A 21543-nucleotide genomic window follows, 5' to 3' on the forward strand; every position below is an offset into this window, starting at 1 on the left:
GCTTCGACCCACTTACCAAAGGGAGCTCGACATGTTCCGTCCCAAGTTGTTGTTCACCAGCCTGGCCGCCCTCGCCCTCGGCGCCTGCTCACCGCAAGACCCACAAGCGGTGACCTCGGCAGCCATCGCCAAGCAAGTGATCTTGCCGACCTACAGCCGCTGGGTGGAAGCCGACCGCCAATTGGCCGTCAGCGCCCTGGCGTACTGCCAAGGCAAGGAAAGCCTGGACACCGCACGTGCCGACTTCCTTCACGCCCAAAAAGCCTGGGCCGAACTGCAACCGCTGCTGATCGGCCCGTTGGCCGAAGGCAACCGTTCGTGGCAGGTGCAGTTCTGGCCGGACAAGAAAAACCTCGTGGGTCGCCAGGTCGAGCAACTGGTCACCGCCCAGCCGCAGATCGATGCGGCTGCCGTGGCCAAGTCCAGCGTGGTGGTGCAGGGCCTGTCGGCCTATGAATACATCCTCTACGACGCCAAGACCGACATCGCCGACGCCGCGCAGAAAGCCCGGTACTGCCCGCTGCTGATGGCCATCGGCGAGCGCCAGAAAGCCCTGGCCGAAGAGATCCTCGCCAGTTGGAACAGCACCGACGGCATGCTCGCGCAGATGAGCAAGTTTCCCAACCAGCGTTACGCTGATTCCCACGAAGCCATCGCCGACCTGCTGCGCGTGCAAGTGACCGCACTGGACACCCTGAAGAAAAAGCTCGGCACGCCGATGGGTCGCCAGACCAAGGGCGTCCCGCAGCCGTTCCAGGCCGATGCGTGGCGCAGCCAGTCGTCCCTGCAAAGCCTGGAAGCCAGCCTCGCTGCGGCCCAGACGGTATGGGTCGGCGTCGACAACAAAGGCCTGCGGGGTTTGTTGCCGTCCGATCAAAAGGCGCTGGCCGAGAAGATCGACGCCGCCTACGCCGCGTCCCTGAAACTGTTCGCCAGCAACCAGCGCACCCTCAACGAACTGTTGGGTGACGACGCCGGGCGCCAACAGCTCAACGATCTCTACGACAGCCTCAACGTCGTCCACCGCCTGCACGAAGGCGAGTTGGCCAAGGCGCTGGGCATCCAACTGGGCTTTAACGCCAACGACGGTGACTGATGATGCTCAGGCGACAGGCTTTGGCCATTGGCAGCGCGCTGCTCGGCGCACTCACGTTGGGCGGCTGGACGTTGTTCAAGCACAACGACAAGGGCCCGCTGCTACTGTCGGCGCGCGATGATGCAGACGGCAAGCACTATGCTGTCGGCTATCGCCTGGACGGCCAGCGGGTGTTCGCCACCCAGGTCGGTCAGCGCTGCCACGACATCATCAACCACCCGACGCTGCCGATCGCGCTGTTTGTCGCCCGTCGCCCGGGCACCGAGAGTTACCTGATCGACCTGCGTGATGGCGCGCTGCTGCAAACCATCACCTCGAATGCTGGCCGACACTTCTATGGCCACGCGGTGATTCACAACAGTGGCGACTGGCTGTACGCCACCGAAAACGACACCTCCGACCCGGGCCGTGGCCTGCTCGGGGTGTACCGGTTCGAAGGCGAGCGGCTGGTGCACAGCGGCGAGATTTCCACCCATGGCATTGGCCCGCATCAGGTGTCGTGGATGCCCGACGGCGAAACCCTGGTGGTGGCCAACGGCGGCATCCGCACCGAGGCTGAAAGCCGCGTGGAAATGAACCTCAACGCCATGGAGCCGAGCCTGGTGCTGATGCAACGCGACGGCAGCCTGATCAGCAAGGAAACCCTCGGCCAGCCGATGAACAGCGTGCGCCATATGGGCATCGCCAGCGATGGCACCATCCTCACCGGGCAGCAGTTCATGGGGCCGTCCCAGGAGCGTTCCGAGTTGCTCGCAATCAAGCGCCCAGGGCAGCCATTCGTGGCATTTCCGGTGGCCGATGAGCAACTGCAGGCCATGGGGCATTACACCGCCAGCGTCGCGGTACACAGTGAATTGCGCCTGGTGGCGTTGACCGCGCCGCGCGGCAACCGCTTCTTTATCTGGGACATGGACAGCGGCAAATTGCGCCTGGACGGGCCTTTGCCGGACTGCGCGGGTGTGGGTGCGGTAGCAGACGGGTTTGTCGTGACATCCGGCCAAGGGCGGTGCCGATTCTATGACTGTCGCCAGGAACAACTGATCGCAAAACCGTTGGAATTGCCGGCAGGGCTTTGGGATAACCATCTGCACCTGATCTGACGGTCAGCCGCTCGGGCTAATCCCGCGCTGCGCCTGACAGCCAGATCGCAGGCGAAAAAAAAGGGCCTCGTTTCACAAGGCCCTTTTCGGGTGGTTTCGATCGTTTCAACTTTGTGGCCCCACCCCTCGTGACATCCCGAACATGAACAACAGCAGGTCATGATCGGGCTTGACCGTCGCACTCGCCTTGGCAATGCGCGGCAGCAGGCATTGCCCGCCGCTTTGCACCGCACTGAGGACCTGTGTCCGAGGTTGTTCCCATGCAACCAGGGCCAGGGCAGCAACGCCCAACGCCCCAGACAGAAACAGACCTCGAGCTATTTCTAGCTTCATTTGGTTAAACCCTTGATAGCGCTGCCAAACGCCGTCTCGTAAAAGTAGCTGAGTTTTGCCCAGTCGCCATCGCTCCACGACGAGTGGCGGCGCAGTTGCAGCATGTCGTGGGAGGCCGCCCGATAAGCGGTGAGACGTTGGCGGCACTTCTCAAAGTCCAGCAGCGCGACTTCCACGCTGGCCGAGTCGGGCTCACCCGTGACTCGCACAAAGATATGCTTGATGTACAGGCAACCATGTTGCCAGCGACCCTTGTGCATGCGCGCCAACGTCGCCGCGAGTTCCTTGAGCAGGCGCTCATGGACCGCCTCACCGTACTGTTCACGGCCACCGGCGGCGTACCAATTTTCGATTTCGTCGAAACCGTCCAGCGAAGCCGTCACCAACAATGCCTTCCATTGGTGTTGCGGATCACGACGCGCCTCGCAGAACACCATCTCCGGCACCCGCACATTCAGCGAGCGCAGGCCCTTGATGGCATCCCGTTCGCGCAACACGGTCGGGCGCCCAAACGGATGGAGCCAACTGCGGTAGATATGCCCGGTCTGACGCTTGCTGTAGAGCAGGCGCCCGTTGGGGCCTATCACACGCTGCACACCACTCTCTCCGCCGCGTCGACGATTGGGCTCTTCGACCCACTCGCCCTGCTGGCGCCAGAAATAATCAAATCGCTCTTCGGGAGCTACGTGACTGCCTGCTACGCACTCAACTGCCATCCTGTTACCTCTTGCGCAATACATACACCCGCCACATGGCGTAGAGCGGGATGAAATCCAGGGATTCCTGAACACGGAAACCCGCTTGCTCAAACTCTGCCTCGACGGTAGCCGCCGGTAGTACAAACCGGTTTTGGTAACCTTCCTGCTCGCCTTCCTTACGACGTTTTACTTCGGCACGCTTGCGTTTCCAGGCCTTGAAGTTGCCGTCCACCCACAACGAGATAATCACGCTGTCGCGGGTAACGCGATGAAACTCCCGCAGTATCGCCAGCCGGTGCTCAGGATCACCAATGTGGTGCATCAGGCGCATGCAGAAGATGCTGTCGACCGAGTTATCTGGCAGGTCGATATCAAAGGCCGATGTCCGCAAGGGCCGTACCCGCTTCACCACATCCGCCGGTTGGGAGAACGTCGCGACCTTCAACATCGACTCCGAATTGTCGGCGCCGATAATCACCCGATTGGGCTTTTCAGCCAGCAGCGGCCAAAAACGCCCAGCCCCACAAGGCAAGTCCAAGACCAGGCCGGGTTCACCGGCCATGGCCAACGCGCCGCGTGCCAATTGCTCGTCACGTTTGTGGGACAGCCGGCGAGCCAAATTATCCTGATGCTTGAGCAAATAATTCTGCGCATGCTGATCGTCGTACTTATCGGAAAATTCGAGCTTGATCGGGGTAGGCATCTTACGTCTCCGTTTACTGATGCCTACAACCTTAGGTTGCGAACTGTGATCAACAGGTCAACTCGTTGTGAAAAACTTGTCCTGTCCACTCCCATACATTTCAAGACTTTACAGATACAAGTAGTGGCAACGGGCCACTCCCGACAAATTATACTGATCTACGCCAGCATAGCGGTAGCACGCAAGGTCAGGGTTTGACCTGACTCAACTGGACGTGAAAGCGGCAACCATTGGGCTCCATGGTGCTCAAGCTGACGCTCCAGCCCTGGTTCTCGCAGATGCGTTGCACCAGCGACAACCCCAGGCCAAGGCCTTCACCGCGCTTTTCGCTGCCGCGCACGAAGGGTTCGAACATGGCTTCGCGCTTGTCTTCGGGGATGCCGACGCCGGAGTCTTCCACAACAAAACCACTCGGTTCCAGGGTGAGCCGGATAAAGCCCTGCTCGGTGTAATGCAGTGCATTACGCAGCAAGTTGCCCATCACCGCATGCAGGAAGGTGGTGTTGTAGCGTGTATCCAGAGGGTTGCCCGGCTGATAGATCAGTTGCAGGCCTTTATGCTCGATCGGCTCGCGCCAGAGGCCAAGCAAATCGTCCGCCACCTGCGTGAGGGTTACCCGAGGCGACATGGTGGCGTCGTTGTGCTGGGCGCGCGCCAGCATCAGGAAGGTCTGCACCAGTTCGCGCATTTCTTCGCAGGCCCTGGCGATGCGCAGCACCTGGTTGCGCCCGCGCTCGTCGATGGCCGGGTTTTCCAGCAGCAGCTCGCAGGAACTGGCCAGTACCATCAACGGCGTGCGTAATTCGTGGCTCACGTCACTGGTAAACAACTGCTCGCGGGACAGCGCCTGGCGCAAACGGCCCAGTGTGGCGTCGAAGGCCACGGCCAGCTCGCCCACTTCATCAGCAGCGTAATCCGGCGCCAGGGGCGGCGCCAGGCCGAGCAACTGGTCGCGATGACGCACCTGGCGCGCCAGGCGCACCACCGGTGCCATCACCTTGCGGGCCAGCACCCAACCGAGGAAGACCGCCAGCGCCAGGCTGAGCACGAAGCCCACCAGCACCACCGCGAACAGCACGCGCTCACGCTCTTCGAAATCGCTCTGGTCTTGCAGCAGCACATAGCGCCGACCGGCGACCACTTCGACCATGGCGTGGTACGACAACGCCTCGCGGAACACTTCATGGAAACCGGGTTCCAGGTGCCGCAGGTCCTTGGGCAGCTCGAAATCCCCGCGCCCGCCGCTGAAATAGAACAACTGATCCGGCTCGGGTCGGTGGCTCCAGTCTTCGACGCTGTCCATCAGCAGCAGGCGCTGCAAGTCGCCGCCCAAACCGGCCGAAATCAGCTTCTCTTCCACCAGATGCACCGTCGCGATGATCCCCATGGCGAAGGCGCCCGCCACCAACGCGCTCATCAAGGCAAAGGCGATGATGATCCGCTGGGCAAGGCTTTGCTTAAACTCCATCACGACCCTCGGCCAGGCGGTAACCCACACCGTGTACCGTTTGCAGCAATGGCTTGGCGAAAGGTTTATCGATCACTTGGCGCAACTGATGGACGTGACTGCGCAGACTGTCACTGTCGGGACAATCATCCCCCCATAGCGCTTCTTCGAGAATTTCCCGACGCAGTACATGGGGACTTTTCTGCATCAACACCGCCAGCAGCTTCAGGCCCACCGGGTTGAGCTTGAGCAGGCGCCCTTCGCGGGTGACTTCCAGGGTATCGAGGTCGTAATGCAGGTCGGCCACCTGCAGGGCACGGCGTCCGCCACCCTGGGCGCGGCGCAGCACGGCTTCGATGCGCGCGGCCAGTTCCGACAGGGCAAACGGCTTGAGCAAGTAGTCATCGGCACCGGACTTGAAGCCCTGCAGCCGGTCATCCAACTGATCGCGGGCGGTGAGCATGATCACCGGCGTGTCGCGGCGCGCGTCTTCACGCAGGCGCTTGCACAAGGTGTAGCCATCGATGCCCGGCAGCATGATGTCGAGCACGATCAGGTCGTAGTGCTCGGTGGCGGCCAGGTGCAGGCCCGACAAACCGTCCTGCGCGCAGTCCACGGTGTAGCCTTTGAGCCCCAGATAATCGGCCAGGTTGGCCAGAATATCGCGGTTGTCTTCAACCAATAAAATTCGCATGGGCAGTGTCTCCGTACTTTCGTGCCAGCCGTGTGTTGGCTCGCGCAGCTTAAGGCCTAGTGGGGCTCAGGGATAGAGCTGAACGCTGCGCAGATAAACGATTTCAACCGATTAGAGCACTGAACGAGTTTTTCACTATAGCTTCACAAACTGACTACAGTGCCAGGCCGAAGATCGCCCCCCATCGATCTAAGGAAGTTGGACATGGGGTTTCTCAAAACAGCGCCTATGCGCTATCTGCTGTTGGTAACCGGTGCCTGGTTGGTTGTTTTCCTGCTCACCCGCGGCGTACTGCTCATTACGCACCTGGATGAAGTCGGCGGCAATCTGCTGCCGGTGTTTGGCGTGGGATTGCTTTATGACCTCGGGTTCCTGGCCTATGCCGCGCTTCCTCTGGGACTGTACCTGTTGCTATGTCCGCCCGCGCTGTGGCGCCGCCGTGGCCATCGCTGGTTCCTGCAGGCGGTACTCACTGTCAGCCTGTTCGCGATGTTGTTCACTTCGGTGGCCGAATGGCTGTTCTGGGATGAGTTCGGCGTGCGCTTCAACTTTATCGCCGTCGACTACCTGGTGTACTCCAATGAAGTACTGAACAACTTGCTGGAATCCTACCCCATCGGCAAGTTGCTCAGTTTGCTGGCGATGCTGGCCATCGTGTTGAGCCTGGCGCTGCGCAAGCCATTCAATGCCGCCATGAATGCCCCCCTGCCGCCCACGCGCGACCGCCTGTTGAATGCCTTGGCACTGTTGGTCGTCGCGGGCCTGAGCCTGCAGTTGATCAGCCAGGACAGCCCGCGCACCCAAGGCGGCAACGCCTACAAGAACGAACTGGCGAGCAATGGCCCGTATCAGTTTTTCGCCGCGTTCCGTAACAATGAGCTGGATTACTCACAGTTCTACAAGAGCCTGCCGACCGAGGTCGTGGCCAAGCAGTTGCGCGCCGAACTCAGCGAGCCCAATGCGCGCTTTATCGGCCAAGACCCGTTGGATATCCGCCGCGCCATCACCCACCCGGGCACGCTGCGCAAACCCAATATCGTGCTGGTGACCATCGAAAGTTTCAGCGCCAAATACATGGGCAGCAATGGCGACGGGCGCAACCTCACGCCGAATCTCGACGCCTTGCGTCAACAAAGCCTGTACTTCAATAACTTCTACGCCACCGGCACCCGCACCGACCGCGGCCTGGAGGCAATCACCCTGGCAATCCCACCGACGCCGGGACGCTCTATCGTCAAACGTATTGGCCGGGAAAGCGGCTTCGCCAGCCTCGGGCAACAACTCACGGCCATCGGTTACGACAGCGTGTTTGTGTATGGCGGGCGTGGCTATTTCGACAATATGAACGCGTTCTTCAGCGGCAACGGTTATCGCGTCGTGGACCAGAGCAGCGTGCCCGAGGCGGAAATCTCATTCAAGAACGCCTGGGGTATGGCTGACGAGGATCTGTACAAACAGACCCTGAAGCTGGCCGATGCCGACTACGCCAAACAGCAGCCGTTTTTGCTGCAACTGATGACCACGTCCAACCATCGCCCCTACACCTATCCGGAAGGGCGCATCGATATCAAATCCGGCAATGGCCGCGACGGCGCGGTGAAGTACACCGACCATGCCATCGGCCAATTCCTGGAAGCGGCACGTCAGAAGCCCTGGTTCGATAACACCATCTTCGTCTTCGTCGCCGACCACACCGCCGGCAGTGCGGGCAAGGAAGACCTGCCTATTACCAACTATCAGATTCCACTGTTCATCTATGCGCCGAAGCTGATCGACGCACGGGAATCGGCACAACTGGCCAGCCAGATCGATCTGGCGCCAACCCTGCTGGGCCTGATCAACCTGAGCTATGAATCGACCTTCTTTGGCCGCGACCTGTTGCAGGACAACCCATTGCCCCCTCGGGTCGTGGTGGGTAATTACCAGCACCTGGGGTTATTCGACGGCAAAGACCTGGCGATTCTCAGCCCGCGCCTGGGCCTGCGCCGCCACAACGAGGCGCTGGGTGAGAGCCAGGAACTGCGGGTCGGCAACGATGACCCGCTGATCCAGCGGGCGATCACCTACTACCAGGCCGCCAGTTATGATTTCAAACAACAACTGCTGAGCTGGAGGGCCCCTAAGGAAGAGGCCCCGGCATTGAGCACGCGCTAACTAAAACGTCCCGTACAGCCAAGTACGGGACTTTTTTATCAGGGTTCACCATGCAATCCACCCCTGTTGTACCGGTTTCCAAACCTCTCAATTTCTGGCTGTGCCTGGGCATACCCGCCGGCGCTGCGCTCCTGATGCTCTTGCTGGAGCTGACATCGCTGGACATGGACCTCGCCAAGCAGTTCTACAACGCTGCGGATGGCGGCTTCATCGGGCGTTACAGTTTTTTCCTCGAAGACATCCTGCATGACCGCGCCAAACAGTTGGTCATCCTGTTCTCGGTGCTGGCCATCCTGGGGTTTGCCGGCACCTTTATCCTCCAGCGGCTCAAGCCTTACCGCCGCGAACTGGGCTGCCTGGTGTTGTCCCTGGGGCTGGCCACGGCGTTCGTCTCGCCGTTGAAAACCGTCACCGCCGTGCAATGCCCGTGGAGCCTCAAGGAGTTCGGTGGCCAGGAAACCTACAGCGAACTGCTGAGCCCCCGCCCGCCCACCGATAAACCTGGGCGCTGCTGGCCCGGCGGGCATGCGGCAACCGGGTTCGCGCTGTTCGCCTGGTTCTTTGCGCTACGGGATCGGCGGCCGCGGATAGCGCGCAAAGCGTTCATCTTCGCCGTGGCGCTGGGCGGCGTCTTTTCCGTGAGCCGCATGCTGCAGGGCGCACACTTCTTTTCCCACAATGTGTGGACGGCGATTTTCTGTTGGCTGATCTGCCTGGGGCTGTACTGCCTGATACTTTATCGACCCTCGAAGGTCAGGGTGTCTGAAGTGCGCGCATTGAGTACGTAGACCGGCCAGCCGCTTCAGTTACCGCCCGCCCTTTACACGCCCGCATAAAAAAACCCCGCCTGCATCGCTGCAGGCGGGGTTTTTCAGGCGCCGGGTAAGGCTGGCTTACATCATGCCGCCCATGCCACCCATGCCGCCCATGTCTGGCATACCGCCGCCAGCCGAGCCGTCTTTCTTCGGTGCATCAGCGATCGCCGCTTCGGTGGTCAGGATCAGACCGCCGATGGAGGAAGCTGCTTGCAGCGCGGAACGAGTCACCTTGGTAGGGTCCAGGATGCCCATTTCGATCATGTCGCCGTACTCGCCAGTCGCAGCGTTGTAACCGTAGTTACCTTTGCCGTTCTTGACTTCGTTGACCACAACGCTTGGCTCGTCGCCGGAGTTGGCAGCGATCTGACGCAGCGGCGCTTCAACAGCACGACGCAGTACAGCGATACCCACGTTCTGGTCAGCATTGTCGCCGGTCAGGTTGGTCAGGGCTTCCAGAGCACGGATCAGCGCAACGCCACCGCCAGGTACCACGCCTTCTTCAACGGCTGCACGGGTTGCGTGCAGGGCGTCTTCAACGCGGGCTTTCTTCTCTTTCATTTCAACTTCGGAACCAGCGCCAACCTTGATCACTGCAACGCCGCCGGACAGCTTGGCCAGACGCTCTTGCAGTTTTTCACGGTCGTAGTCCGAGGAAGTTTCGGCAACCTGGGCACGGATCTGAGTGATGCGCGCCTGAATGTCGACCTCTACGCCAGCACCGTCGACGACGATGGTGTTTTCCTTGGAGATGGTCACACGCTTGGCGCTGCCCAGGTTTTCCAGGGTGGCGCTTTCCAGGCTCAGGCCGATCTCTTCGGAGATAACGGTACCGCCGGTCAGAACGGCGATGTCCTGCAGCATGGCCTTGCGACGGTCGCCGAAGCCTGGAGCCTTGACGGCTGCAACTTTGACGATGCCACGCATGTTGTTCACAACCAGAGTCGCCAGGGCTTCGCCTTCAACGTCTTCGGAAACGATCAGCAGTGGGCGACCGGCTTTGGCAACAGCTTCCAGCACCGGCAGCATTTCGCGGATGTTGGAGATCTTTTTGTCGACCAGCAGGATCAGCGGGTTTTCCAGCTCGGCAACCATGGTTTCCGGCTTGTTGACGAAGTACGGGGACAGGTAGCCACGGTCGAACTGCATGCCTTCTACAACCGACAGTTCGTTTTCCAGGCCAGTGCCTTCTTCAACGGTGATCACGCCTTCTTTACCGACTTTTTCCATGGCTTCGGCAATGATGTCGCCGATGGAGTTGTCGGAGTTGGCGGAGATGGTGCCTACCTGAGCGATAGCCTTGGTGTCAGCGCATGGCTTGGACAGGTTTTTCAGCTCAGCGACGATGGCGATGGTCGCCTTGTCGATGCCGCGCTTGAGGTCCATCGGGTTCATGCCGGCAGCGACGGCTTTGTAGCCTTCGTTGACGATTGCCTGAGCCAGAACGGTAGCGGTGGTGGTGCCGTCGCCTGCGTCATCGTTGGCACGGGAGGCAACGTCTTTGACCAGCTGCGCGCCCATGTTTTCGAAACGGTCTTCCAGTTCGATTTCTTTGGCTACGGAAACGCCGTCCTTGGTGATGGTCGGAGCGCCGAAGCTCTTCTCGATGATCACGTTACGGCCTTTCGGGCCCAGGGTCGCTTTTACTGCGTCAGCCAGGATGTTGACACCGGTGAGCATTTTCTTGCGGGCGGAATCGCCGAATTTAACTTCTTTAGCAGCCATGATCGATATTCCTTAAATACTTTGTAGTAACGGGAAAATGGGCGGGGAAATCAGCCTTCCAGTACAGCGAGAATCTCGTTCTCAGCCATGACCAGCAGGTCTTCGCCGTCGACTTTCACAGTGTTGCTGCCGGAGTAAGGACCGAATACAACCTTGTCACCGACTTTAACGGCCAGCGCACGTACTTCACCGTTTTCCAGAGTCTTGCCTGGGCCTGCAGCGACGATCACACCGTGGTTGGCTTTTTCAGCAGCCGAACCTGGCAGAACGATACCGCCAGCGGTTTTCTTTTCTTCTTCGCTGCGACGGATAACGACGCGGTCGTGCAGAGGACGAAGCTTGCTCATTGTCGATCTCTCCTAATTGTGTTTTTCATCGGCCGGTGTCAGTACCGGCAGGTTTAATCCGGCGGTGCCGGTCGCGGTTCGCAGGGCGAAACGCGGAAGTCTGTCTGGTGTTGCCACCAGAAACCTTGCGGTGACCGTTACATAAGGGCGCATAAGCATATTACAAGGGGCCGGGGATGAATTTTTTTGCGTCTGCCAGCCCATAAAAACAACACGGCACCCGAAGGTGCCGTGCCAGTGAAGCAGTTATTTACTGTCGCGATGCTCGAACTCACCTTCGATCACATCACCTTCGCGTCCCAACGGCTGGCGCGGAGCCGGGCCGCCACGGGGTTGCAGGTCGTCGGCGAACGCGCGCTGGCGAATCGCAGCCTCTTCGGCACGCTGGCGCATTTTGCCCGCCAGCAGCTTGCGGGTGAAGGGCAGCAACATGACCAGGCCGAGCACATCGCTGATAAAGCCTGGCAGGATCAACAGGCCTCCGGCCAGGGCCATCATCAGGCCTTCGAGCATGGTTTGTGCCGGCAATTCACCGCGATTCAGGCTTTCACGGGCACGCAACGCCGTGGCCAGACCGGCGACGCGCAGCACCAGAACGCCGAGCATCGAGCCGAGAATGATCAGCAGCAGCGCCGGGAAAAACCCGATCGCACCACTGACTTTTACGAATACGAACAGCTCCAACACCGGGAACAGCAGAAAGAGCAATAAAAAAGGGCGCATCAAATGGTTTCCTCAACGCAAGATTGCCTTGCCAGTCCACCTTAGATGACGTCGCCATTTCGTGAATTCAAGCTTCAGCGGCGCTTTTTTTCGGCCAGACCGCAGCATGAGCCAATGAAACCAGGGCCTCGCGCACTTGTGTCGGCGTGTTGCAAGATTCAGCGAACGGCAACCAGTGCAGCGCATGGCCGATGCGCAGGTGCATGCCTTCGCTGTCGATCCCGGCCAATTGCGCCGGTTCGTGGGTGGGCAAGCCGGCCAACTCGACGTAATGGGCGATGGCCTTGGTGTGATCGGCGTTCATGTGCTCAACCATGCTGCGCTCGGCCGGGCCGGCGAACGGGTTGCCCAGGGTCAACTGGTCAAGCCAGTGAATCGCGCCAAAGCCGCCGATATAGCGGTGACGTACCGGCTTGAGCACCCAGAAGTCGAAATCGTGGGCCTTGTGATAGTTGGCCGATTCAGGGAAGTAGCGGTAATAGCGCTCGGCAGCCGCGTCAATCGCAGCAGCGTCCTGCAATTGCTCGGCTTCGGCCAGGTAAGTCAAGCGCCCGACCGCCTGCACGTCATCCGCTTCACGCTCGCCGACCAGCAACGAACACTTGGGGTCTTTCTGCAAGTTATGGGTGTGTTGGGCAATCCGGCTGATCAGGATCAGCGGCCGGCCCTGCTCGTCCAGACAGTACGGCACGACCGAACCAAAGGGAAAGCCGGGCATGGCTTTGGACAATGTGGAGAGAGCCCCACGGTATTCCTTGAGCAACAGCTCTCGGGCGTTTTTGACAACGTGCGCGCTCAACGTATGACTCCTCGGGAATTCAGTCGCCCATGGCGTATGGGAATGGATCTCAAGCCAAGGTAATCAATAACCGCGCAGGTTGCCAGCGGGCTTGAGGCCGATTACCAGGCCACGCCAAACCCTGCGGTGTAGCGGGTCTTGCTCAAGCTGCTTTCCGAGTCGCCACTGATCACGTCACGCTCGGCCTTGAGATTGAGCGACGCCCACTCGGTGACCTTGTAGCGCAGGCCCATTTCCGCATCCAGGGCGTATTCGGCCGGCCCGCCGATAGGTTTGCCCAATTCGCCGGAGGTGAAGAACTCAACCGTCTTGCCGATCAGGTAGCGGTTGTAGTCCCACTTCATGGCCAAGGAATAGAAGTTGTCCTTGCCGCCGTCGGAATATTCGTAATCGGTGCGGTTGACCAGCGAGCCCAGGGAGAATGCGCCGAGTTCATCGTCCCAGAACTGGTAGCCCGGGCCGGTGCCGACCGTGCGCTGGCGCGACAGGTCTTCCACCTTGTCGCGCTTGTAGGTCAGGCGACCCTGCCAGAACCAGTGCTCGGTGATGAAACGGTCGAGGTCATATTCCAGGGCCCAGTTGTCGGTGGTGGTGACGTCGTCCTGGAATTCGCGGTTGTACTCGCCCTGCCCGGTGTGGCGCCATTGGCCATGGCGGGCGGAGGTCTTGAAGTCGATGTCGTAGTCGTTGGTGTCTTTCTCGGCGCGTTTGTAGTCCAGCGCCATGTCGACGTTGCCTTTCCACACCAGGTCTTCGATCACCGGTTTGGGCTTGATGATCTGCTGGATGCTGGCCAATTCCACCGTCTTGGGCGCCTCGCCATTGGCCAGCACCACTTTGCCATCGTCCGCCGCCTGCAAGGATTTGGCTTTCTCACCGGTGTAGGCATCCTGCTTGACCAGCAATTCCTGATCACTCTCCAGGGTTTTCACCTGCTTCCAGTCCACTGGGATAGCCCCAGCGTAGTCGGTCTGGATCAGCAGCTTGCCACCGTCGAAGACCTTGATCTTGCCGGTCAGACGGTCGCCGTTCTTTAACCAGACCGTATCGGCAAGCAAGGGGGTGGAGGCGCTGAAAACAGCAAGGCACAGCAAGGTTCTGGACAACATAAGCAGATAGGGGGCTCAGGGTTGGCGAAAAAGAGGCGTTATCGTGTTAGATAGCTAGGACTGACTCAAGGAATTGTGTTGAGTTCAGTTCTCATCTGCATATTTACAGACGTTTCTTACAAACAACCGACGCTCTGAACGGATATCCCCACCGTGAAACAACCCGCCGAAGCCCCGCAAAGCCCTGCCGAGATGCGCCGCACCGCGCTGTACCTGACGCTGGCGCAAGTCCCCAAAGGCTGCGTAGTGAGTTACGGCGAACTGGCGCACCTCGCAGGGCTTGGGCGCGCGGCGCGCTGGGTCGGGCGCACGCTGAGCCAACTGCCCGAAGACACGCGCTTGCCCTGGCACCGCGTGCTGGGTGCCGGTGGTCGGATAAGCCTGCCGGTGGGCAGCGCCTCAGGCGACGAACAACGTGCGCGTTTACGCAGCGAAGGTGTCGTTATCCTGAACAACCGCGTGGATATTCAGCGCCATGGCTGGCGCCCGGTAGAGCACAGCGGTTAGAGTGCGCGCTTTGTTTCCGTGAATCTGAGGCAGACTCCAGCCCATGCCCCGTAAAACCTGGCGCGCCGCGCTCGCCGCCTATGCCAGCCCCTCGACGTTAGTGCTGTTGTTGCTCGGTTTTGCCGCCGGCTTGCCTTACATGTTGGTGTTCTCGACGCTTTCGGTCTGGTTGCGTGAGGCCGGTGTGGCCCGCGAGACCATCGGCTATGCGAGCCTGATCGGTTTGGCGTATGCCTTCAAATGGGTGTGGTCGCCACTGCTCGACCAGTGGCGCCTGCCGCTGCTCGGCAAACTCGGACGTCGTCGCTCCTGGCTGGTACTGGCCCAATCGCTGGTGATCCTCGGATTGATCGGCATGGGGTTCTGCGACCCGCAAAAACACTTGTCCTGGCTGATCGCTATCGCGGTGATCGTCGCCTTCGCTTCGGCTACCCAGGATATTGCGGTTGATGCCTATCGCCTGGAAATCGCCGATGACAGCCGCCAGGCTGCCCTGGCCGCCAGCTACATGTCCGGCTATCGCATCGCCGCCCTGCTGGCCACGGCCGGCGCGCTGTTTTTTGCCGAAGGTTTTGGCTCTACCGGTTTCAACTATAAACACTCGGCGTGGACCGGCACCTATGTGCTGTTCGGCGCACTGATGATTCCGGCGTTGCTGACCACCCTGTTTATGCGCGAGCCCAATGTGCCACTGCGGACCCAGTTGCAGGCGGGGCGCTACAGCTTCATGCACCAATTGATGTCGGTGTTTGTACTGATTGTGCTGTTGGTGTCGGTGCCGGCGATGTTCACCCAGTTGTACAACACCGATTTCGCCAGCGTGCTGTTCCACGGCGTAAGCCTGTGGGAACTGTTGATGGAAGACCGCGCCTTCCTGCGTGCCATCCTCTATATCACCCTGACGGCATTGTGCCTGTCGGCCATGGGCCGCCGAGGCTTGGCGCCGGTGCTGACGCCGGTCAACGACTTCATTCTGCGCTACCGCTGGCAGGCGCTGCTGCTGCTCGGGCTGATCGCCACCTATCGCATGTCCGATACGGTGATGGGCGTGATGGCCAACGTGTTCTATATCGACCAGGGCTTTACCAAGGACCAGATCGCCGGGGTCAGCAAGATATTCGGCCTGATCATGACGCTGCTCGGCGCCGGCATGGGTGGCCTGTTGATTGTGCGCTTCGGCATCCTCCCGATCCTGCTCATCGGCGGCATTGCCTCGGCCGGCACCAACCTGCTGTTCGTGGTGCTCGCCGACATGGGCCCGGACCTGCAGATGCTGATCTTCACCATCTCCATGGATAACTTCAGCTCAGGCCTCGCCACCTCGGCGTTTGTCGCCTACCTGTCGAGCCTGACCAACCTCAAGTTCTCCGCCACCCAATACGCGTTGCTCAGCTCGATCATGCTGTTGCTGCCGCGCCTGATCGGCGGGTATTCGGGGGTGATGGTGGAGAAGTTCGGCTATCACAACTTCTTCCTGATCACCTGCATGCTGGGCGTGCCGACGTTGCTGCTGATTGCACTGCATTGGTTCCAGGAAAACCGGCGGATTCGCTTGAACCCGCCGGCAGAAGACTGACAGAGCCTCCCCTTGTAGCTGTAGCGAGCTTGCCCGCGAAGAAGTCACAGACACCGCGTTTATCCCGGTTTCCCGCGTCATCGTTGACGATCTTCGCGAGCAAGCTCGCTCCTACAAACAGCTCTGCGTCCTGATGCCTGTACGGCGGCAGTTTGCGCCCGTACAATCCCAAGTCACTTCAAGTCCAAGCAACCGACAACGGCCTACCATGCGTACCAGTCAATATTTGCTCGCCACACTGAAAGAAACGCCTTCCGACGCGGTTGTGATCAGCCATCAGCTGATGCTGCGCGCCGGTATGATCCGCAAGCTGGCTTCTGGCCTGTACACCTGGCTGCCCATGGGCCTGAAGGTGATGCGCAAGGTCGAAGCCATCGTTCGCGAAGAAATGAACGCTGCCGGTTCTCTGGAAGTGTTGATGCCGAGCACCCAACCGGCTGAGCTGTGGCAGGAATCCGGGCGCTGGGAAGAGTACGGCCCGGAATTGCTGCGCTTCAAGGACCGTCATGGCCGCGACTTCTGCGCTGGCCCGACCCACGAAGAAGTGATCACCGACCTGATGCGCAACGAGTTGAGCAGCTATAAACAGCTGCCCCTCAACCTGTATCAGATCCAGACCAAGTTCCGTGATGAAATCCGCCCACGCTTCGGCTTGATGCGCGGCCGCGAGTTCATCATGAAGGATGCGTATTCGTTCCACGCCGACCAGGCGTCCTTGCAGGTCACCTACGACCGCATGCACACCGCCTACTGCAACGTGTTCACGCGCCTGGGCCTGAAATTCCGCCCGGTTGAAGCGGACAACGGTTCCATCGGCGGCGCCGGCTCCCACGAGTTCCACGTACTGGCCGAGTCCGGCGAAGACGATATCGTGTTCAGCAACGGTTCCGACTACGCGGCGAACATCGAGAAAGCCGAAGCCGTGCCACGGGAAACCTCCCGTCCAGCGCCGGCTGAAGAGCTGCGCCTGGTGGACACCCCGGACACCAAGACCATCGCGGCCCTGGTGGAAAAATTCAATCTGCCGATTGAAAAGACCATCAAGACCCTGATCGTTCACGCCGAGGAAGCCGGCAAGCTGATCGCCCTGGTGATCCGTGGCGACCACGAACTCAACGAGATCAAGGCGGCCCAGCAACCTGGCGTGGCCAGCCCGCTGGTCATGGCCTCCGATGCCGAACTGCGCGACGCCATTGGCGCCGGTGCCGGTTCCCTGGGCCCGCTGAACCTGCCGCTGCCGATCATCATCGACCGTTCGGTCGAGATGATGAGCGACTTCGGTATCGGCGCGAACATCGACGACAAGCACTACTTCGGCGTGAACTGGGAACGCGACTTGCCGGTGCCGACCGTGGCCGACCTGCGTAACGTGGTCGCCGGTGACCCAAGCCCGGACGGCAAGGGCACCCTGGAAATCAAGCGCGGCATTGAAGTCGGGCACATCTTCCAGCTGGGCAACAAGTACAGCAAGGCGATGAAGTGCGAAGTGCTGGGCGAAAACGGCAAGCCGATCACCCTGGAAATGGGTTGCTACGGCATTGGCGTATCGCGCGTGGTTGCCGCTGCCATCGAGCAGAACAACGACGAGAAAGGCATTATCTGGAGTGACGCCCTGGCGCCGTTCCAGGTCGCCCTGGTGCCGCTGCGCTATGAAACCGAGCAGGTCCGTGAAGCCACCGACAAACTGTATGCCGAACTGACGGCCGCCGGTTTTGAAGTGTTGCTGGATGACCGCGACAAGAAAACCAGCCCAGGCATCAAGTTCGCCGACATGGAACTGATTGGCATCCCGCACCGGATCGTGGTCAGCGACCGTGGCCTGGCTGATGGCAATCTGGAATACAAGAGCCGGACCGAAGCCGAAGCCCAACCGTTGCCGGTGGCTGACGTGCTGTCTTTCCTTCAGGCGCGTATTCGTCGCTGAAAACCAGATCAAGAGAAGTCATGTTCAAGCGAAACACCAGAGCCCTGGGGGGCGCCGCCTTGTGCGGCGCCCTGCTGGTCAGCGGCTGCGCCAACCAGATGTCGCAACGCAGTGAGCACGAGGAGCGGGTCGAGCGTAAATTGCTCGACCACAGCCTGCAGATCGATGTAGGCGAACCCAAAGTGCTGGAGCTGCCGCAACGCCGGGTTCGCATTCACGAGCAAAAGACCTTTGAGGTCACCGAATTCGAAGTCACCCGTCGTTACGACCGCTACACCCCCTACCAGCCCTGGCGCAAACTCTATGAGCTGCCGCTGGGCGCGGTCGCGTTGGTGGCAGGCGCGGGCGCCAACGTGGCGAATATCTTCGCCCTCGGCAACCTGCCGACCAGCATGACGCACGATTGGCTGAGCTACGGCATCGACGGCCTCAACCCGTTCATGAACGTGCAATCCCATGGGCGCGCGCAACAGAACCTGGCGGGGATCGATGAAGTCCAGCGCGACAAGCGTGTGGAGTATTCGAGCCTGCCCTGGAGCGAACGCCCGGTACAGGTCACCGCGGGCAAGCAAGTGTATGAACTGACCACCGACCGCAACGGCGTACTGCGCCTGAACCTGTTGGACAGCCCGTTCGCCGAGCAGGATCTGAACCGCATCAGCACCTTGAAGATCAGCGTGGAAGATAGCCAGGACGACGTGCATTCGGACTCGACCCTGGCGGTGAGCCACACACTGCGCGGCAAGTTGCTGGAAGCCCACGGCCTGATCTACGACGACCTGGAAGACGACGAAGTCAGCCAGTGGGTCCACCGCGTCAAGCGCCTGTCGGAGCTGGGCCTGGAGGAAGAAGCCAGCGAACTGGAACAGAGCCTGATCGAACTGACCCGCAATGATCCAGAGTTGCAGCAGGAATTCCTGCAAGCGCTGACCAAGGATGCGGGGCGACTCGTCGCAGATCCTGGCGCGCGCTGAGCCCTCGAAAACGCTGTAGATCTAAATGTGGGAGGGGGCTTGCCCCCTCCCACATTTTTGTTTCCGGGTTCTACCACAACAGCTCGAGCTGTTCGTTACCGCTGCTCAAGTCGAGCAACCGCACCCCAATCCCCAGCAACCGCACCGGCTTGCCACCGCGATTGAACGCCTGGGTCATCAGCTGTTGATAACTTTCCAGGTCCCGCCCTGCCCCCGCCTGCTCCAGGGTCGTCTGGGTAAAGTCATGAAACTTCACCTTCACGAACGGCTTCCCCGCGCGGTAACTGCTGTCGATGCGCGCGATGCGTCCAGCCAGGGTTTCCATCAGTTCAGGCAGTTTCGCCAGGCAACTTGAAAGATCTGGCAGGTCCACATCGTAGGTATTTTCCACACTGATCGATTGCCGACGACTGTCGTTCTGCACCTCGCGCTCATCTATCCCACGGGCCAGACTCCACAGCCGCTCGCCAAAACTGCCGAATTCGCGCACCAGCGCCAGCTTGTTCCATTCGCGCAATTGCAGGCAGTCTTCGATCCCCATGCGCGCCAGCTTCTCTGCGGTCACCTTGCCCACGCCGTGCAGTTTTTTTACCGGCAGTATCGACACAAAGTCTTCGACCTGGTCCGGCGTGATCACAAACAAGCCGTTGGGTTTCTTCCAGTCACTGGCGATCTTGGCCAGAAACTTGTTGGGCGCCACACCGGCGGACACGGTGATGTGCAATTGATTGGAGACCCGGCGCCGGATGTCCTGGGCGATACGCGTGGCGCTGCCGCCAAAATGCGGGCTGTCGGAAACATCCAGGTAGGCCTCATCCAGGGAGAGCGGCTCGATCAGGTCGGTGTAGTCGCGAAAGATGCTCTGGATTTCCTTCGACGCTTCCTTATAGGCATCCATGCGCGGCTTGACGATGGTCAGGTCCGGGCAGAGCTTCAAGGCATGACGCGACGACATGGCCGAACGCACCCCGTAGGCCCGCGCTTCGTAGTTACAGGTGGCAATCACGCCGCGCCGATCCGCCGAACCGCCCACCGCCAGGGGCTTTTGTGCCAGGCTCGGGTTATCGCGCATCTCGATGGCGGCGTAGAAGCAATCACAGTCGACATGGATGATTTTGCGCTGCGTCATATATAGAAGGGAGTGCAATCCAACGGGCGGTCAGTATCGCACTCACACCTGTATATAGCACCAGTAGTTTGAATCTTCCGCGCAAGCGGTAGGAAATAGCCCAGGTAGATTTATTTTCTCAATCGAAATCAGCCTACCAATAGAGCTGAAAGCCTCGGCCCGACTGGCCCGTAGCCCTTTCCCAAACCGTGATGGAGAGGTAAGCGATTGAACCACAAGCGCTTTTCTTCGATTCATAGGTTGACACCCCTGCGTTCCGCTGTAGAATGCCGACACACAGACGCGGGATGGAGCAGTCTGGTAGCTCGTCGGGCTCATAACCCGAAGGTCGTCGGTTCAAATCCGGCTCCCGCAACCAGTTTTAAGTACACGTCAAACACCGCCACGACCTCACCGTCGCGGCGGTGTTTTCGTTTGTGTCGACTTTAACGACTGAAGACTGAGGGCGATGGCCGCGCCCGGTTTCAGCTCGATTGTTTGATAAAGATCAACGTTATGTGCAGCCCTCGATTGGTAACGTCTACCACGATGGGCAAACGCCGGTATTCACACGCAACAACGTGATCACGTTTGCGTCTCGCCGCCCGACAGGTGCATGTGTGCGCCTCAATCGACCCTCACGCCCCCACGTTTAAGGATCGGATCATGACGGCCAGCCCGAGTAACGATGCAAAGTGGTCTTGGCGGCGTGTCACAAGGATTGTTCTGATCCTTGTCATCGTCTTGGCAGCCGGCGCCGGTGGCGCCTGGTACTGGTGGCAAAGCCAGCAAGGCAAGTTGCCCGAGGGCATTGTCTCCGGGAACGGCCGCATCGAATCCGACCAAATCGACATCGCCGCGAAGTTGGCCGGACGCGTGCGCGAGGTGCTGGCCCGGGAAGGTGACCTCGTCACCGAAGGCCAGGTGCTCGCCCGCCTCGATACCACGGAGTTGCAAGCGCAACGCGCCAAATATGCCGCCGACGTGGCTTCCGAGGAGGCCTCGATGCTTGAGGCAAAGGCGACGGTCGTGCAACGGCAGGCAGAACTGACCCTCAAGGAAGCAAAGCTGCGCCGCGCCCTCAAGCTGATCGTCACCGGGGCGATCAGTGAGGACAACCGCGATGAGGCGCAGGGCGAACGCGATTCTGCGCGCGCCGTTCTCGACGCCGCGCAGCGGACCGTGACCGCGCGCGAGCGTTCGGTCGTCGCCGCACAAGCCCTGGTTAATCAGACCGACGCCCAGATCGCCGACACCATTCTGGTGGCGCCCGTGCAGGGGCGCGTTCTGTATCGTCTCGTCAACCCCGGGGAAGTCGTTTCGGCGGGCGGAAAGGTGCTGACGATCATCGACCTGTCCGAAATCTACATGGAGATTTATCTCCCCTCCGAACAGGCCATGCGCGTAACGATCGGGTCGGCCGCGCGAATTGTGTTCGACGGCGCCGACTTCGCCGTCCCGGCCAAAGTAAGTTTCGTGTCGCCGGACGCGCAGTTCACCCCCAAGCAGGTCGAGACGCGCAGCGAACGCGACAAGCTGATGTTCCGGGTCAAGCTGCGCATCCCGCCAAGCCTCATCGCGCGCCACCTCAACCAAGTGAAAACGGGGACCCGCGGCATCGGCTATGTGCGCCTCGATCCGAACCCGCCCAATTGGCCGGACACCCTGCAAAAGCGCATTCAGGCCGATCCTGTTGATGCCGAGGATTGAC

20 protein-coding genes and 1 tRNA gene are annotated in these 21543 nt (G+C 60.2%); 10 read left to right on the plus strand and 11 right to left on the minus strand.

Annotation, left to right across the window (positions count from 1 at the left end):
• The first annotated feature begins 31 nt into the window (after nucleotides 1-31).
• Nucleotides 32-1096, plus strand: a complete 1065-nt coding sequence (locus U5A08_RS23780; protein ID WP_321848873.1) for an imelysin family protein — start codon at nucleotides 32-34, stop codon at nucleotides 1094-1096.
• Between the two features lie 2 nt (nucleotides 1097-1098).
• On the plus strand, nucleotides 1099-2196 hold the full coding sequence (locus tag U5A08_RS23785) for a DUF1513 domain-containing protein (RefSeq protein WP_253400437.1): 1098 nt from the start codon (nucleotides 1099-1101) through the stop codon (nucleotides 2194-2196).
• Between the two features lie 105 nt (nucleotides 2197-2301).
• Here the strand turns inward: U5A08_RS23785 and U5A08_RS23790 are convergent, their stop codons facing one another.
• The 5 genes from U5A08_RS23790 to colR all read right to left on the minus strand — a co-directional run bounded on the left by U5A08_RS23790 (nucleotide 2302) and on the right by colR (nucleotide 6071).
• Nucleotides 2302-2529, minus strand: coding sequence for a hypothetical protein (locus tag U5A08_RS23790; protein WP_247399746.1), 228 nt, complete (start codon nucleotides 2527-2529; stop codon nucleotides 2302-2304).
• Complete coding sequence (locus tag U5A08_RS23795) at nucleotides 2526-3245, minus strand: lipopolysaccharide kinase InaA family protein (RefSeq protein WP_253398555.1); 720 nt, start codon at nucleotides 3243-3245, stop codon at nucleotides 2526-2528. Before U5A08_RS23795 ends, U5A08_RS23790 begins: the two co-directional genes overlap by 4 nt.
• Before the next feature lie 4 nt (nucleotides 3246-3249).
• A complete protein-coding gene (locus tag U5A08_RS23800; protein ID WP_247399742.1) occupies nucleotides 3250-3930 on the minus strand; it encodes a class I SAM-dependent methyltransferase in 681 nt (226 codons plus the stop codon).
• Nucleotides 3931-4117: 187 nt separating this feature from the next.
• Nucleotides 4118-5398, minus strand: coding sequence for a sensor histidine kinase (locus U5A08_RS23805; RefSeq protein ID WP_253398557.1), 1281 nt, complete (start codon nucleotides 5396-5398; stop codon nucleotides 4118-4120).
• Nucleotides 5388-6071 (minus strand): two-component system response regulator ColR, encoded by a 684-nt coding sequence (gene colR, locus U5A08_RS23810; RefSeq protein WP_016975511.1) that lies wholly within the window; start codon nucleotides 6069-6071, stop codon nucleotides 5388-5390. The genes U5A08_RS23805 and colR overlap by 11 nt, the downstream gene beginning before the upstream one ends.
• A gap of 204 nt (nucleotides 6072-6275) precedes the next feature.
• On the opposite strand from colR, the gene U5A08_RS23815 reads away from it, so the two are divergent.
• Nucleotides 6276-8225, plus strand: coding sequence for an LTA synthase family protein (locus U5A08_RS23815; RefSeq protein WP_321848877.1), 1950 nt, complete (start codon nucleotides 6276-6278; stop codon nucleotides 8223-8225).
• A 50-nt stretch (nucleotides 8226-8275) separates the two neighbouring features.
• Nucleotides 8276-9013: a phosphatase PAP2 family protein gene (locus tag U5A08_RS23820; protein WP_253398562.1), complete on the plus strand. Its 738-nt coding sequence runs from the start codon at nucleotides 8276-8278 to the stop codon at nucleotides 9011-9013.
• Between the two features lie 105 nt (nucleotides 9014-9118).
• On the opposite strand, the gene groL is transcribed toward U5A08_RS23820, so the two are convergent.
• From groL to U5A08_RS23845, 5 genes are all read right to left on the minus strand, one after another.
• Nucleotides 9119-10765, minus strand: a complete 1647-nt coding sequence (gene groL / locus U5A08_RS23825; protein ID WP_253398564.1) for a chaperonin GroEL — start codon at nucleotides 10763-10765, stop codon at nucleotides 9119-9121.
• 50 nt (nucleotides 10766-10815) lie between these two features.
• Nucleotides 10816-11112, minus strand: a complete 297-nt coding sequence (locus tag U5A08_RS23830) for a co-chaperone GroES (protein WP_017846112.1) — start codon at nucleotides 11110-11112, stop codon at nucleotides 10816-10818.
• A 246-nt stretch (nucleotides 11113-11358) separates the two neighbouring features.
• Complete coding sequence (locus U5A08_RS23835; protein WP_017846113.1) at nucleotides 11359-11835, minus strand: FxsA family protein; 477 nt, start codon at nucleotides 11833-11835, stop codon at nucleotides 11359-11361.
• Between the two features lie 67 nt (nucleotides 11836-11902).
• Nucleotides 11903-12634, minus strand: a complete 732-nt coding sequence (locus U5A08_RS23840; RefSeq protein WP_321848881.1) for a HugZ family pyridoxamine 5'-phosphate oxidase — start codon at nucleotides 12632-12634, stop codon at nucleotides 11903-11905.
• Nucleotides 12635-12735: 101 nt separating this feature from the next.
• A complete protein-coding gene (locus U5A08_RS23845; protein WP_247399708.1) occupies nucleotides 12736-13743 on the minus strand; it encodes a DUF481 domain-containing protein in 1008 nt (335 codons plus the stop codon).
• Between the two features lie 192 nt (nucleotides 13744-13935).
• Here U5A08_RS23845 and U5A08_RS23850 point away from each other — a divergent pair, with 192 nt between their 5' ends.
• The 4 genes from U5A08_RS23850 (at nucleotide 13936) to U5A08_RS23865 (ending at nucleotide 18724) form a co-directional block, all read left to right on the plus strand.
• Nucleotides 13936-14250: an MGMT family protein gene (locus U5A08_RS23850; protein ID WP_253400438.1), complete on the plus strand. Its 315-nt coding sequence runs from the start codon at nucleotides 13936-13938 to the stop codon at nucleotides 14248-14250.
• 43 nt (nucleotides 14251-14293) lie between these two features.
• The gene (locus U5A08_RS23855) at nucleotides 14294-15826 is read left to right on the plus strand and encodes an AmpG family muropeptide MFS transporter (RefSeq protein ID WP_247396826.1); all 1533 of its coding nucleotides are present in this window, start codon (nucleotides 14294-14296) and stop codon (nucleotides 15824-15826) included.
• 208 nt (nucleotides 15827-16034) lie between these two features.
• On the plus strand, nucleotides 16035-17750 hold the full coding sequence (locus U5A08_RS23860; protein ID WP_321848884.1) for a proline--tRNA ligase: 1716 nt from the start codon (nucleotides 16035-16037) through the stop codon (nucleotides 17748-17750).
• 20 nt (nucleotides 17751-17770) lie between these two features.
• Complete coding sequence (locus U5A08_RS23865) at nucleotides 17771-18724, plus strand: hypothetical protein (RefSeq protein ID WP_253398570.1); 954 nt, start codon at nucleotides 17771-17773, stop codon at nucleotides 18722-18724.
• A gap of 70 nt (nucleotides 18725-18794) precedes the next feature.
• Here the strand turns inward: U5A08_RS23865 and dinB are convergent, their stop codons facing one another.
• Nucleotides 18795-19853 (minus strand): DNA polymerase IV, encoded by a 1059-nt coding sequence (gene dinB / locus U5A08_RS23870; RefSeq protein ID WP_253398577.1) that lies wholly within the window; start codon nucleotides 19851-19853, stop codon nucleotides 18795-18797.
• 281 nt (nucleotides 19854-20134) lie between these two features.
• Here dinB and U5A08_RS23875 point away from each other — a divergent pair.
• Both U5A08_RS23875 and U5A08_RS23880 read left to right on the plus strand, forming a co-directional pair.
• Nucleotides 20135-20211: transfer RNA gene (locus tag U5A08_RS23875), tRNA-Met, on the plus strand.
• Nucleotides 20212-20498: 287 nt separating this feature from the next.
• On the plus strand, nucleotides 20499-21542 hold the full coding sequence (locus U5A08_RS23880; RefSeq protein ID WP_253398579.1) for an HlyD family secretion protein: 1044 nt from the start codon (nucleotides 20499-20501) through the stop codon (nucleotides 21540-21542).
• Nucleotide 21543 lies beyond the last annotated feature (1 nt).

Origin of the sequence: Pseudomonas paraveronii (assembly GCF_963681955.1) — a bacterium.
Classification (GTDB): Bacteria; Pseudomonadota; Gammaproteobacteria; order Pseudomonadales; family Pseudomonadaceae; genus Aquipseudomonas; species Aquipseudomonas paraveronii.

Bases quoted from the DNA above. Each gene is read 5' to 3' on its own strand.
- dinB (WP_253398577.1), bottom strand. From the start codon at position 19,853: ATGACGCAGCGCAAAATCATCCATGTCGACTGTGATTGCTTCTACGCC.
- U5A08_RS23830 (WP_017846112.1), bottom strand. From the start codon at position 11,112: ATGAGCAAGCTTCGTCCTCTGCACGACCGCGTCGTTATCCGTCGCAGC.
- U5A08_RS23800 (WP_247399742.1), bottom strand. From the start codon at position 3,930: ATGCCTACCCCGATCAAGCTCGAATTTTCCGATAAGTACGACGATCAG.
- U5A08_RS23795 (WP_253398555.1), bottom strand. From the start codon at position 3,245: ATGGCAGTTGAGTGCGTAGCAGGCAGTCACGTAGCTCCCGAAGAGCGA.
- U5A08_RS23845 (WP_247399708.1), bottom strand. From the start codon at position 13,743: ATGTTGTCCAGAACCTTGCTGTGCCTTGCTGTTTTCAGCGCCTCCACC.
- U5A08_RS23815 (WP_321848877.1), top strand. From the start codon at position 6,276: ATGGGGTTTCTCAAAACAGCGCCTATGCGCTATCTGCTGTTGGTAACC.
- groL (WP_253398564.1), bottom strand. From the start codon at position 10,765: ATGGCTGCTAAAGAAGTTAAATTCGGCGATTCCGCCCGCAAGAAAATG.
- U5A08_RS23860 (WP_321848884.1), top strand. From the start codon at position 16,035: ATGCGTACCAGTCAATATTTGCTCGCCACACTGAAAGAAACGCCTTCC.
- U5A08_RS23805 (WP_253398557.1), bottom strand. From the start codon at position 5,398: ATGGAGTTTAAGCAAAGCCTTGCCCAGCGGATCATCATCGCCTTTGCC.
- U5A08_RS23835 (WP_017846113.1), bottom strand. From the start codon at position 11,835: ATGCGCCCTTTTTTATTGCTCTTTCTGCTGTTCCCGGTGTTGGAGCTG.
- U5A08_RS23790 (WP_247399746.1), bottom strand. From the start codon at position 2,529: ATGAAGCTAGAAATAGCTCGAGGTCTGTTTCTGTCTGGGGCGTTGGGC.
- U5A08_RS23785 (WP_253400437.1), top strand. From the start codon at position 1,099: ATGCTCAGGCGACAGGCTTTGGCCATTGGCAGCGCGCTGCTCGGCGCA.
- colR (WP_016975511.1), bottom strand. From the start codon at position 6,071: ATGCGAATTTTATTGGTTGAAGACAACCGCGATATTCTGGCCAACCTG.
- U5A08_RS23850 (WP_253400438.1), top strand. From the start codon at position 13,936: ATGCGCCGCACCGCGCTGTACCTGACGCTGGCGCAAGTCCCCAAAGGC.
- U5A08_RS23780 (WP_321848873.1), top strand. From the start codon at position 32: ATGTTCCGTCCCAAGTTGTTGTTCACCAGCCTGGCCGCCCTCGCCCTC.
- U5A08_RS23880 (WP_253398579.1), top strand. From the start codon at position 20,499: ATGACGGCCAGCCCGAGTAACGATGCAAAGTGGTCTTGGCGGCGTGTC.
- U5A08_RS23855 (WP_247396826.1), top strand. From the start codon at position 14,294: ATGCCCCGTAAAACCTGGCGCGCCGCGCTCGCCGCCTATGCCAGCCCC.
- U5A08_RS23865 (WP_253398570.1), top strand. From the start codon at position 17,771: ATGTTCAAGCGAAACACCAGAGCCCTGGGGGGCGCCGCCTTGTGCGGC.
- U5A08_RS23820 (WP_253398562.1), top strand. From the start codon at position 8,276: ATGCAATCCACCCCTGTTGTACCGGTTTCCAAACCTCTCAATTTCTGG.